At 61.4% G+C, this 12,705-nt stretch carries 11 protein-coding genes; 6 read left to right on the top strand and 5 right to left on the bottom strand.

Annotated elements, in window-relative coordinates; genetic code table 11:
- Positions 1 to 8 precede the first annotated feature (8 nt).
- Genes EN861_RS28680 through EN861_RS28655 form a run of 6 tightly spaced genes read left to right on the top strand, consistent with a single transcriptional unit; the run spans position 9 to position 7,436 of the window.
- Positions 9 to 1,058 carry an ABC transporter substrate-binding protein gene (locus EN861_RS28680; protein ID WP_126070422.1) on the top strand — a complete coding sequence of 350 codons (1,050 nt, stop codon included), beginning with the start codon at positions 9 to 11 and terminating at the stop codon, positions 1,056 to 1,058.
- A gap of 60 nt (positions 1,059 to 1,118) precedes the next feature.
- Positions 1,119 to 2,330 carry an ABC transporter permease gene (locus EN861_RS28675; protein ID WP_126070421.1) on the top strand — a complete coding sequence of 404 codons (1,212 nt, stop codon included), beginning with the start codon at positions 1,119 to 1,121 and terminating at the stop codon, positions 2,328 to 2,330.
- The gene (locus tag EN861_RS28670; RefSeq protein ID WP_348630910.1) at positions 2,225 to 3,160 is read left to right on the top strand and encodes an ABC transporter permease; all 936 of its coding nucleotides are present in this window, start codon (positions 2,225 to 2,227) and stop codon (positions 3,158 to 3,160) included. The genes EN861_RS28675 and EN861_RS28670 overlap by 106 nt, the downstream gene beginning before the upstream one ends.
- 30 nt (positions 3,161 to 3,190) lie before the next feature.
- Positions 3,191 to 4,855: an FAD-dependent oxidoreductase gene (locus EN861_RS28665; RefSeq protein WP_135867216.1), complete on the top strand. Its 1,665-nt coding sequence runs from the start codon at positions 3,191 to 3,193 to the stop codon at positions 4,853 to 4,855.
- Entirely contained in the window at positions 4,852 to 6,318 is a 1,467-nt protein-coding gene (locus EN861_RS28660) for an NAD-dependent succinate-semialdehyde dehydrogenase (RefSeq protein WP_126070419.1), read from the top strand. Before EN861_RS28665 ends, EN861_RS28660 begins: the two co-directional genes overlap by 4 nt.
- Complete coding sequence (locus EN861_RS28655; RefSeq protein WP_126071184.1) at positions 6,318 to 7,436, top strand: ABC transporter ATP-binding protein; 1,119 nt, start codon at positions 6,318 to 6,320, stop codon at positions 7,434 to 7,436. The genes EN861_RS28660 and EN861_RS28655 overlap by 1 nt, the downstream gene beginning before the upstream one ends.
- Positions 7,437 to 8,032: 596 nt before the next feature.
- Here the strand turns inward: EN861_RS28655 and hpaH are convergent.
- Genes hpaH through EN861_RS28630 form a run of 5 tightly spaced genes read right to left on the bottom strand, consistent with a single transcriptional unit; the run spans position 8,033 to position 12,669 of the window.
- Complete coding sequence (hpaH, locus tag EN861_RS28650) at positions 8,033 to 8,833, bottom strand: 2-oxo-hept-4-ene-1,7-dioate hydratase (RefSeq protein ID WP_135867213.1); 801 nt, start codon at positions 8,831 to 8,833, stop codon at positions 8,033 to 8,035.
- A complete protein-coding gene (locus EN861_RS28645) occupies positions 8,830 to 9,708 on the bottom strand; it encodes a fumarylacetoacetate hydrolase family protein (protein ID WP_135867211.1) in 879 nt (292 codons plus the stop codon). Before EN861_RS28645 ends, hpaH begins: the two co-directional genes overlap by 4 nt.
- A 34-nt stretch (positions 9,709 to 9,742) precedes the next feature.
- Positions 9,743 to 10,723: a 3,4-dihydroxyphenylacetate 2,3-dioxygenase gene (hpaD, locus tag EN861_RS28640; protein WP_135867209.1), complete on the bottom strand. Its 981-nt coding sequence runs from the start codon at positions 10,721 to 10,723 to the stop codon at positions 9,743 to 9,745.
- 14 nt (positions 10,724 to 10,737) lie between these two features.
- On the bottom strand, positions 10,738 to 12,252 hold the full coding sequence (gene hpaE / locus EN861_RS28635) for a 5-carboxymethyl-2-hydroxymuconate semialdehyde dehydrogenase (protein WP_135867207.1): 1,515 nt from the start codon (positions 12,250 to 12,252) through the stop codon (positions 10,738 to 10,740).
- A gap of 30 nt (positions 12,253 to 12,282) precedes the next feature.
- Positions 12,283 to 12,669 carry a 5-carboxymethyl-2-hydroxymuconate Delta-isomerase gene (locus EN861_RS28630; protein ID WP_126071183.1) on the bottom strand — a complete coding sequence of 129 codons (387 nt, stop codon included), beginning with the start codon at positions 12,667 to 12,669 and terminating at the stop codon, positions 12,283 to 12,285.
- Between the last annotated feature and the right edge of the window lie 36 nt (positions 12,670 to 12,705).

Raw genomic sequence — 12,705 nt, 5'->3', positions numbered from 1 at the left:
ACTAAAAAATGTTCAAATCTCACATCAAGGCACTGTGTCTCGGCGCCGCTCTGGTCACAGCCACCGCCCTAAGTGTCAGTGCTCAAGAAAAGCAGATCACCGTCGCCAACTTCGGCGGTCTCGTTCAGGACATGGTCCGGGAGCTCTATTTCAGCCCCTTCGCGGCCACTGGCGTGAAGCTGGTGGAAGACAGCCGTGACTATGGCATCGGCGTCATCCGCACCCGCATCGAAGGGGGCAACAACACGTGGGACGTTGTTGCCGCGGAAGATGTCGAGGTGATCCAAGGATGCCAGGAAGGGCTCTTCGAAAAAATCGACTATAGCAAGATCAAGGAAGCCGCCAAGCTGATCCCGGATGCCAAGCTCGATTGCGGCCTTGGTGAGGTCCTCTACAACATGTCGATCGCCTACGATCCCGCCAAGACCTCAGAAGCACCTCAAAATTGGGCCGACTTCTGGAACGTCAAAAAATGGCCTGGCAAGAGATCTCTCTATCGCGACCCACGCGATACGCTGGAGGCAGCGCTGCTTGCCGATGGAGTTGCGCCGGCCGACGTCTACAAGACGCTCGCCACGCCGGAAGGCCAAGATCGCGCCTTCGCCAAGGTCAAGGAACTGATGCCCAACATCATCTGGTGGACCAATCCGGGACAGTCGCGGCAGTTTCTGGCAAGCGGCGAGGCGGTGTTCATTGCCACCTACGACAGCGGTATCAACGCCACCAATCTCGGCGAAGGGCTTAAGAACAAGGTCGTCAACAACAATTCGATCCGCCACATCGACTACTGGGCGATCCCGAAGGGGGCGAAGAATCTCGATACGGCCTATAGCTTCCTGAATTTCGCGACCGAAGCGGAGAGACAGGCGCAACTGGCATCCAAGATGGGGATCTCGGTTCCGAACACCGATGCTCTGCCCTTGGTCAAGCCGGAAGTGCTGCCGTTGTTGTCGGCCAATCCTGACAACATCAAGACGGCGATCCAGTCCAATGCAAGCTTCTGGCTGGACAATTACGATGCGCTGAACCAGCGCATGACGACCCTCATCGGCCAATGATAGAATGACACAGTATGGGCGCCTCCACAGGGTGCCCATACTGTGTGCATGTTCGGTTTCATGTTTACCAACCTCGCAAAGATAGCGGCCCCTCTCAGGCGGCTCGGGAACGCGCAGGCCCTTATCCTGGTCGCGCCGCTGTTCCTTTTCCTGCTCGTCACGTTCTTCGTGCCGATAGCGGCGACGCTGTGGCAGAGCGTTTCGGATCCGCTGGCCCGGCAGGCACTTCCGCGCACGATTGCCGCTCTTGGCGAGTTCGACGGAAGTTCGCTGCCGGACAGCCCAGCATTCGCCGGCTTGCAGCACGACCTAAAAACCACCGCTCCGGAAACACTGGCCAAGGCAGCCGTCCGCATCAATTCGGATCTGCCGGGTTTCCGGTCACTTCTGTTCAAGACGGTCACCGCCGTGTCGGCCGAGCCCGCTACGCTGACGGGGCCGGACTTCGTCGCCATCGACGCGCGGTGGGGCCAGATCGCGACGTGGGCGGCAATCAAGCGCGCCGGCGGTCCGCTGACGGACGCCAACCTACTTGCCGCGCTCGACTTGAAGCGCACCGATCAGGGCGCTATCGCCAAGGTGGCGCCTGACAAGGCGCTTTTCGCCGGCATGCTTGTCCGTACGGTGGTCATGGCCGCCTGGGTGACACTCATCTGCCTGATCGTCGGCTTCCCGCTCGCCTATTTCATAGCCAGCTCACCGCCACGGCGGGCCGGATTTCTGATGATCTTTATTCTCCTGCCGCTGTGGACATCCATACTCGTGCGAACCCTGTCCTGGACCGTCCTCCTGCAACGCGAGGGCATCGTCAACGCCGTGCTTGCGGGGCTCGGTGCAGGTGGCGCGCCGTTCGACCTCATGTTTAACCGTATGGCAGTCTATGTCGGAATGACGCACATTCTGCTGCCGTTCATGGTCCTTGCCATCTTCAGCGTCATGAAAGCGTTCCCCGACGGCTATCTGAGGGCGGCATCCTCGCTGGGTGCCAAGCCGTTCACGGTGTTTCGCCGCGTCTACCTGCCCCTGGTTATGCCTGGCGTGGTGTCCGGCTGCCTTCTCGTCTTCATCCAGGCTCTCGGCGCCTATATTACGCCGGTGCTGCTCGGCAATCCGAACGACCAGACGATCGCGCCGATCATCGCCTTTTACGTGACGAAGAGTTCCAATTGGGGGCTGGCTGCAGCTCTCTCGCTGATACTCCTTGTAGCAATCGTGCTGCTGTCCAGCGTCTATCGCTCGATTGCTGGCGGCAAAACAGTCGGGGTGGTCTGACCATGGCACACGGCATCCGGGCCACGCCACTGCAGATTGCCTGCCGATGGGGAGTTCCTGTCGTAGCCACGCTCGCCTGCATATTTCTTGTCGCCCCGATCCTGATTTTCCTGCCGCTGTCCTTCAACTCCGGCAGCTTCTTTCGCTTCCCCCTCGATGGGTTGAGCTTGCGCTGGTATCAGGATCTGTTCACCTCACCCTTCTGGATACGCTCTCTTTTCAACTCATTGCTGGTCGGCGCGTGTGCGACGGCGCTTGCCATGGCTCTGGGCGTGCCAGCGGCCTTCGGCCTGTGGAAAGCGACATTCCGCGGCAAGAGCCTGCTGGTCGGACTGCTGATCTCGCCCATGATGGTGCCGGTCATCATCACCGGCGTTTCTGTCTACTACGCGTCGGCACCGTTCCTGCTCAACAACACCTACATCGGCCTCATTCTGGCGCATACGGCGATCGCGGTGCCCTTCGTCATCGTGACGGTCTCGGCCAGTCTTTCTGGATTCAATCCGGATTATCTGCGTGCCGGTGCCAGCCTCGGCGCGCCGCCCCTGCTCATCTTCCGCAGGATCACCTTGCCACTCATTCTTCCGGGCGTGGTCAGCGGCGCACTGTTTGCATTTTCCGCTTCGTTCGATGACGTCGTCATCGCGCTGTTCATGGCCGGACCCGAACAGCGCACCCTGCCGCGCCAGATGCTCACCGCCAGTGTCGACGGCTTTCGCCTTACGATCACGGCGGCTGCCTCGCTGATGATCCTGATTTCGGTCGCTTTAATGGCTGTGATCCTGATGCTGCAGCGCCGCAGCCAGCGTCTGGCGGCGAAGATCGCCTGATCACTTCAATCCCATAGGTATTCATTCGCAATGACACGAACGATAGAAACACAGGTGCTTGTCGTCGGCGGCGGCCCGGTCGGCCTCACCCTCGGCATGGATCTCGCGTCGCGCGGGGTGGAGACGCTGTTGGTGGAAATGCGGCATGAGGGGGAGCCGCCGAGTGTCAAATGCAATCACATAGCAGCTCGTTCGATGGAGATTTTCCGCCGCTTGGGCGTTGCCGGAAAGCTGCGGCAAACCGGCTTGCCGGCCGACTATTCCAACGACATTTCCTACCGAGTGAGCTTCACCGGCAAGGAATTGTCGCGCATCGAAATTCCGTGCCGGAAGGACCGCTATACGGCGACCGGCGGCCCTGACACATGGTGGCCGACGCCGGAGCCGCCGCACCGGATCAACCAAATCTATATCGAACCGGTGCTGTTCGCCCATGCCGCGGCGATGCCGAATCTCTCCTTGCTCAACCGTGTCCAGATCAATGATTTCACCCAGGATGACGATGGCGTTCAGGCAACGGGGCGGCTGCTCGATACGGGCGAGACCATCTCCATTCGCGCTCGCTATATGGTTGGCTGCGATGGCTCGCGTTCCGGCGTGCGTAAGGCGATTGGCGCCAAGCTTTCCGGTACGGCGGTCGTGCAGCGCGTCCAGTCCACTTATATCAGAGCGCCGTCGCTGCTGTCGCTCAGCAACCTGAAGCCCGCTTGGGCGACATTCTCCCTCAACCCGCAGCGTTCCGGCAATGTCTATGCGATCGACGGCAAGGAGAAGTGGCTGGTTCACAACTATCTCAGGCCGGGCGAGGAAGACTTTGAAGCCATCGACCGCGACTGGGCGTTGCGAACCATCCTCGGCGTCGGTCCTGATTTCGCTTACGAAATTCTTAGCAAGGAAGACTGGATCGGTCGGCGCCTGGTAGCCGACAAGTTCCGCGACAGGCGCGTCTTTATCTGCGGCGACGCGGCCCATCTATGGGTGCCGATGGCCGGGTACGGCATGAATGCCGGCATCGCCGACGCTGCAAACCTCGCCTGGCTGCTCGCCGCTCACCTGAACGGCTGGGCGCCGGCATCCATTGTCGACGCCCATGAGAAAGAGCGGCTGCCCATCACCGAGCAGGTGTCGCATTTTGCGATGAACCATGCGCTGGCGTTGTCGAAGCAACGCGGCGACGTTCCTGACAACATCGATGATGACGACGCCGAGGGCCAGCGAGCAAGAGCCGCGCTTGGCAAACTCGCCTATGACCTCAACGTTCAGCAATATTGCTGCGGCGGGCTGAACTTTGGCTATTTTTATGACCAATCCCCCATCATCGCCTATGACGGAGAAAAACCACCTGCCTACGGCATGGCCGACTTCACACCGTCCACGGTTCCGGGCTGCCGGACCCCTCACGTCTGGCTCGACGATGGCCGCTCGCTCTACGACGCGATGGGTCCCGATTACACGCTGCTTCGCTTTGATCCTTCGATTGACGTGACCACATTCTTGGCCGCAGCGGACGCGATCGCTGTTCCTGTCCGGTTGCTCGATGTCACGGCGGAGGACGCTGCTGGCGTCTACGACAAGGCCTTGGTCCTCTCGCGGCCCGACCAGCATGTCGCCTGGCGGGGTGATACCGCACCGACTGATCCGCTCGGTCTTATCCAGCTTATTTGCGGAATGGCCATACAGCACGAGGCAGCATGACCAACAACCCTCAGAGGACCGTTTCAGCGGTTCAATCCTATCCCGATCTGCGCTTGCTGATCGGCGGCGAATGGCATGAGCGAGGCGATCGTGAGTCAATACCGGTCTTCAATCCCGCGACCGAGGCCGTTCTTGGCAACCTGCCCGTGGCAACTCAGGACGACATGGACGCCGCTCTAGCGGCGGCGGCAACCGGCTTCGAGCTATGGCGGAGACGTTCGCCCCTTGACCGTTCCGATATCATCCGCCGCGCGGCCGCAATCGTTCGGGAAAGGGGTGAGAGCATCGCGCGTCTGATCACGCTCGAAGAAGGCAAACCTCTGGCCGAGGCCCGTATCGAGGCGGAAGCCGCTGCGCAGACTCTGGAATGGTTTGCCGAGGAGGGGCGCCGGGCTTACGGCAGGATCATACCCTCGCGCATCGAAGGGATGCAGCAATTCGTGGTCAAGGAACCAGTCGGCCCGGTGCTGGCGATCGCGCCCTGGAATTTTCCAGCCGTCAATCCGGCCAGAAAGCTCGGCGCGGCATTGGCCGCGGGTTGCTCGTGCATTCTCAAACCACCCGAAGAAGCGCCAGCCAGTGCCATGTCGATCGTCCAGGCGCTCGACGATGCAGGGATTCCCAAGGGCGTGATATCCATGCTGTTCGGTATACCTGCCGAGATTTCATCGTATCTGATCGCCTCCCCGATCATACGCAAGGTATCGTTCACCGGTTCGGTGCCCGTCGGAAAACATCTGATGGCGCTCTGCGCCGCAGGCATGAAGCGGACAACGATGGAACTCGGCGGCCACGGTTCGGTCATTGTCGACCGTGATGTCGACATCGATGCCGTCGTGCGGCTTTCAGCGATGGCGAAATATCGCAATGCCGGCCAAGTGTGCGTGTCGCCGACCCGCTTTTATGTCCACAAGGCGATCTATGTTGAGTTTGTCGAACGCTTCGCTGCCATTGCGGATGGCGTTGTGGTCGGCGATGGCTTCCTGGAAGATACGGCCATGGGACCTCTTGCCCATTCGAGACGCGGGTCTGCGCTGGATGAACTCGTGGCCGATGCCGAAAAGCACGGCGCTAACCTGCGTGCCGGCGGCCATCGGCGTAACAGCCCCGGTTACTTCTTTTCACCGACGGTGTTGTGCGATGTATCAGAACATGCGCGTGTCATGAATGAGGAACCGTTTGGCCCCGTGGCTCTGATCAATCCGATCGACTCGATCGAAAGTGGAATCAAGCAGGCCAATCGGCTTCCCTACGGTCTGGCCAGCTATGGTTTCGGCGCGACCGCAGACGCGGCGAAGGCATTTTCCAGCGGGCTCGAAACGGGGATGGTCGGGATCAACAGCTTTACCATTTCCTTTCCCGAGACGCCGTTTCTGGGCATTAAGGACAGCGGACACGGGGCCGAAAACGGTGTCGAAGGCCTTGAGACCTGTCTCGTCAGCAAATTCGTGAGCCAGATATGATGAGCGACTTGTCGGCAAATCCCGCGCGAGCCCATGACGAGACCGCACTGGTCCGGTTCATCAATGTACAGAAATCGTATGGAGGCCTTGGCCTCGTCGTCAAAAACCTCAACCTCGACGTACTCAGGGGCGAATTCCTCACCTTGCTCGGCCCGTCGGGCTCCGGCAAGACGACCACCCTGATGATGCTTGCTGGCTTTCAGGATGCCACCTCAGGAGAAATCCTGCTGGACGGACGGCCAGTGACCCAGACGCCGCCGCATGAGCGCGGCATCGGCATGGTGTTCCAGAGCTATGCACTGTTCCCGCACATGACCGTGGCACAGAATCTCGCCTTTCCCCTTGAGGTGCGCCGCGTCGCCAAGGCCGACATCGCCAACCGGGTCAAACGCGCGCTCGATATGGTTGAGCTGCCCAATTTCGCAGGGCGACGCCCCTCGCAGCTTTCCGGCGGCCAGCAGCAGCGCGTCGCGCTAGCGCGGGCACTCATCTTCGAGCCGACAGTGGTTCTGATGGATGAACCGCTGGGCGCGTTGGACAAGCATTTGCGAGAGCAGATGCAATACGAAATCAAGGCGCTGCATGACCGTCTCGGCATCACAATGATCTACGTGACCCACGACCAATCCGAAGCCCTGACCATGTCGGACCGGATAGCCGTGTTCAACGATGGCATCATCCAGCAGCTTTCGACACCGCAGGACCTCTATGAACGTCCCGCCAACGCGTTCGTCGCCCGGTTCATTGGTGAGAACAATACACTGACAGGGAAGGTCGCCAAGTCCGGCAAGGACGGACTGTACGATGTTGCCTTGTCAGGCGGTGGCGTTGTGCGTGCAGTCGCCGATGAGTCTCTCGCGCCAGGCGATGGCGTGATAATTTCGGTCCGCCCGGAACGCTGTCTATTGGGCCATGACTTTCCAGACCCGATGAACCAATTCGATGGCAAGGTGCTCGATACGATTTATCACGGCGACCATATTCGGGTGAAAGTTCACGCGGCGGGCTCGGAGAACTTCATCATTAAGACAGTCAACGCAAGATCCGACCTGCCACTGCGGCCTGGCGTTGATGTGAAGATAGGCTGGGACCCAAAAGACTGCCGCGCCTTTCGGTGAGGTCTCTGTCAGCAAGCTACCGTCGTTCTTCGCTTCGACTAACAGCAATGTCTCCCCAGCATTTAATCAAAGCACGCTTCAATTTCTCTCGCTCGTTCACGATCGGCCATATTCAAGTCCAGGTGCTGGGACTCCGAACGATCTCCGTCCGTTCATGCGGCGATTGGCGGCAAATACGCGTCATTCGGAGCCATTCTGCCTGACGTGGACCATTCCACCGATGGTGGTTTCCACTCGACCCAGCGTCCCGTCAGGGATCTAGGCTCGCTACGGGTGAGAGCAGTGCCCCTATGCAGCCGATTCACCTCTATCGGTCCGGCGGGACTCGGTGCTGTCGCCCAGATGCGACGAAGGATGACCGCGAGCTTTCGGGCGAGTGCGATCTTGGCTTTTGCCGATTGGCGGCCTCACGGCCCAGACGCGCGGACCATCGACCATTCGTCTCATATGTCGTTTGCCACTTCTTAAGGTGAGGGCGGTCCGCACCATCTCGGCTTTGGCCTTGCTAATGCGGCCGGTGCGGACGAGTTCGACCGACTGAAGCTTGCTCATAGGCTGAAGTGACGAGGCACAGCGAGTCTGTTTCAAGCGCCGCTCTAGCGGGCGAACGCGATGCGGATTGTTCCATGAGGGCCGAAATCGGCGACGATGCTGTCGCCGTGGCGGGCTTCGACCGGGCGCACGAACGAGCCTGACAGCACGACCTGTCCAGCAGCGATCTGCATGCCGTATTGGTGCAGCCGGTTGGCCAGCCAGACGATGCCTTTGGCCGGATGATCGAGCACGCCGGCGCCAAGGCCGGTTTCCTCGACCTCGCCATTGCGCGAGACGATGGCACCGATCCAGCGCAAATCGGCTTCGCGCGGCCCGGCTGCGCGGCCAATGACGATGCCGGCATTGGCGGCATTGTCGGAGATGGTGTCGAAGAAGGTCCTGACCTTGCCGGTCTCCTTGTTGATGCGCTCGATGCGGGTGTCGAGGATTTCAAGGGCAGGCGTGATGTAGTCGGTGGCGTCGAACACGTCGTCGATCGATACGTCAGGGCCTGCCAGCGGCGCCTTCATAACGAAGGCGATCTCGGCCTCGATGCGCGGCTGGATGAAGCGGTCGCCGGGAACGGTGCCGCCGTCGTCGAAGAACATGTCGTCGAACAGTACGCCGGAATCGGGAATGTCGATGGCGAGCGCCGACTGCATGGCCTTGGAGGTCAGGCCGATCTTCCAGCCCTTGATTGTCAGGCCGGACGCGACCTTCCGCTTCACCAGTGCTGCCTGCACGCGGTAGGCGTCGTCCATCGTCGCATCGGGAAAATCAAGGCTGAGCAGCCTGATCTGGCGGCGGTTGCGTTCGGCCTCGAACAGCCGCGCGGCGGCGTCCTCGACTTGCTCGGGAGTCATCGTGCTGTCCCTTCGTCGACGACGCCGTTGCGAAGCAGGCCGATGCCGTCTGCGTCGACCTCGATGACGTCGCCCGGCTTCAGCCAGATCGGCGGGTCGAAACGGGCGCCGGCGCCGGTCGGCGTGCCGGTGACGATGACGTCGCCGGGCACCAGCGTGGTGAAGGTCGAGACATAGTTGATGATCTTGCGGAAGGAAAAGATCATGCGGCTGGTGCGGTCCTGTTGCCGCAGCTCGCCATTGACGCGGGTGGTCAGCGCGATGTCGGCGATCTGCGCCTCGCTGGTGTAGGGCACCAGCCATGGGCCGATGGCGCCGGTGCGGTCGAAATTCTTGCCCTGGGTGACGTTGAACTTGGCGTGGCGAACCCAGTCGCGGATGGTGCCTTCGTTGCAGAGCGAAAGCGCTGCGATGTGGTTCAGCGCTTCCGTCTCGGCGATCCGCCGGCCCGCCTTGCCGATGACGATGACGATCTCGCCCTCATAGTCCAATTGCGACGATTCCGGCGGCCGTACCAACGGCGCGCCATGGCCGACGAAGGAGCGCGGGAAGCGGATGAACAGCGACGGGTTGGAGGGGGCCGCCTGGCCGTCCTTGTACTCTTCGTTGCGGTCGGGAAAGTTGACGCCGACGCAGATGATCTTTTCCGGGGAGGGGACCGGAATGTCGTAAGCGATATCGTCGAGGGAAAAGTCGGCGGCAAAGGCCTCCGCCTCTTCCGCCAGATGTTGCAAGGCTTCGGCCTCTATCACTTCTCGCAATGTCGGCCACTGCCTATGGCGCGCCGACAGGTCGACGACGCCCTTGCCGGTGATCGCGCCGTAGCGCTTTTTGCCGCCGACGGTGAAGGTGGCGAGCCGTGCCTGTGCCGTCATGCTGATTTCCCCATCACGCCTGTTCCAGCCATCGTCATGGCGCGATGATCGGCGAGGCAGAGAGATCGGGCTGGCGCGGCTCGATACCGGCAAAGACGCTGCCTTCCTCGAACCAGCTTTTGGGCGCCGGCGCGCCCCACAGCGTCTGCCGCTGCGGATCCTTGAGGTCCCACTTGATCGGCTCCAGATCGGGATCGACCGTCTGGTAGTCCGAACAATAGATCTCGATGCGGTGATTGTCGGGATCGCGGATGTAGAGGAAGAAGGCGTTGGAAATGCCGTGCCGGCCGGGACCGCGCTCGATGTTTGCGAGGTAGCCGGTCGTCGCCATCAGGTCGAGCAGATCGATGATGTTGAGCGGGGTCGGCACCCAGAAGGCGAGGTGGTGCAGGCGCGGTCCGACACCGTTGGTGAAGGCGATGTCGTGGACGCCACCCTTGCGGTGCGTCCACGCCGCCCACAGTTTTCCACTGCTGGCATCCTCGGTGTACTCGGTGACACGAAAGCCGAGCTCGTTGTAGAACGCCACCGATTCATCGACGTTGGGCGAGAAGCAGTTGAAGTGGTCGATGCGCAACGGCTTGACGCCCTTGTAGAGCGCGTATTTCTGGTGAATCGGCGGCAGCCGCTCCATCTTCGAGTAGAACTCCAGCGGAATGCCGTGCGGGTCGCGGGTGCGGAAGGTCCGTGACTGGTACGGCCGCTCGACCCATTCCACCGGCAGGCCTTTGCCTCTGAAGAAGTGCTCGGCCTTGTCGAGATCCTCGTCGGAGAACAGCTTGAAGCCGAGGTCGCGGGCTTCCGGCTTGGCAGCCTTCCGCAGCACGATGCAATGGTGGCCGCGCTCTTCCAGCGCGCGCAGATAGATCGCGTCCTTGCTCTCGTCGGTCACCTGCAGGCCGAGCGTGTCGACATAGAAGGCGCGTGATTTTGCGAGGTCGGTCACTGCCAGTTCGACATGGCTCAGCCGCACGATGTTGAAGGCCGGGTAGAGGTTGGGTGTGGGCAAGGGCATCTTGATGTCTCCGGTCAGCCGCCGAGCTTCTGGATCGAGTGTGGCGCGGTCGCGAACGCGATGTTCTTGGTTTCCATGTAGAAATCGAACGACCAGTCACCGCCGTCGCGACCGATGCCCGAACTCTTGACGCCGCCGAACGGCGTCGGCAGATGGCGCACATTTTCTGAGTTGACCCAGATCATGCCGGCGTCGAGCGCGTCGGTGAAGCGGAAGGCGCGGGTGACGTCCGAGGTCCAGAGATAGCCGGTCAGGCCGTACTGCGTGTCGTTGGCCAGCGCCAGCGCCTCGGCCTCGTCCTTGAACGGGATGGCGGTCAGCACCGGTCCAAAAATCTCTTCCTGGGCGATACGCATGCGGTTGTTGGCGCCGGTGAACAGCGTCGGGCTGACATAGCAGCCGCCGCCAGGACCATCGAACTTGCCGCCGCCGGCAGCGACCGTGGCGCCTTCCGACTTGCCGATCTCGATATAGGACAACACCTTTTCCTCATGCACCGGATGGATCAGCGGACCGACCACGGTTTCCGGGTCGAGCGGATGGCCTATCTTGATGCGCCTTGCCTTCTCCGCCACCAGCGCGGTGAACTTGTCATAGACGCTTTCCTCGACCAGCAGGCGCGAAGACGAGGTGCAGCGCTCGCCGTTCAGCGAGTAGATCATGAAGACGGCGGCGTCGGCGGCGCGCTCCAGATCGGCGTCGGCAAAGACGATGACCGGGTTCTTGCCGCCAAGCTCGAAATGCACGCGCTTCAGCGTATCGGCGCCTTGCTTCATGATCATCGAGCCGGTGCGGCTTTCGCCGACGAAGCCGATCGCCTTGATGTCAGGGTGTTCGGTCAGCGCCTTGCCGGCATCCTCGCCAAAACCGTTGACGAGGTTCCAGACGCCCTTGGGCAGGCCGGCTTGCTCGGCGATCTCGACCAGCAGCCGCGCCGTCAGTGGTGACAGTTCCGCCGGCTTGTGGACGATGGTGCAGCCAGCGGCGAGTGCCGGCGCGATCTTCCACGTCGAAAGCATGAAGGGCGTATTCCATGGCGTGATGACGCCGACCGGGCCGATCGGCACGCGCGTGGTCATGTTGACCTGGTTCGGCGCGCGGATCGTGCGGCCATCGCGCGCTTCGGGCGCGCGATCTGCGTAGAAGCGGAAGTTCTCGGCACCACGCAACGCTGCCTTGGCCATGAACTTCAGCGACTGGCCGGTGTCCATGCACTCGACAAAGGCGATCTCCTCGGCGCGTGCGACGATGGCGTCGGCAATCTTGTGCAGGAGTTTCTTGCGGGCGTCGCCGGCAAGCGCCGCCCAGTCGCGAAAGGCCGCCTTCGCCGCCTTGGCGGCGCGGTCGATATCGGCTGCCTTGCCGCGCGCAACGGTGGCGATCGGCTTCAGGTCGATCGGCGAGATCGTCTCATAGATCGAGCCGTCGGCAGCGGGTACCGCCTCGCCGCCGATCTGGTTGAGCACGCCGCCCTTTTTGAAGCGGTCGAGATAGGCCTCGGCCTTCTTCAGATTGTCGTCTAGAGCCATGAGGTCTTTCCTGTCACTTGCCACGCCCTGTCACTTGCCTCGCAGGCGCGGGTGGATGGCATTCTTCTTCCAGCTCAGTTCGGCGTCGATCTCGCGGATCTCCAGCGACAGCGCGAAATGCGGCGTCGTGAACAATGAAGCGAGATGCTCGGACACTGCCGCGAAGATCGCTTCGCCGGTGCGTTTCTTCTCTTCGTCAGTGCGGCCCTTGCCGATGCGGAAGTTCAGGTCGATGAAACCGTTCTCGGGCAGACGGTCGGCGATGGCATAAGCATCAGCGCGAAAGGCGCGCACCCTGACCGCGCCCGGCTCGAACAGACCGGTTTCGAGGATTGTCCGCGAGACCAAAGCGCAGAGCTCCGTCATGTCGACCCTGGCGTCGAGATTCGCCGAATAGTCGATCACCATGTGCGGCAAGCTGTCGCTCCAGTCGGACATATACGCTGTCTTTAA

This window comes from Mesorhizobium sp. M8A.F.Ca.ET.218.01.1.1 (assembly GCF_004791165.1).
GTDB lineage: Bacteria > Pseudomonadota > Alphaproteobacteria > Rhizobiales > Rhizobiaceae > Mesorhizobium.
This window is presented reverse-complemented; position numbering and strand designations above follow the sequence as displayed.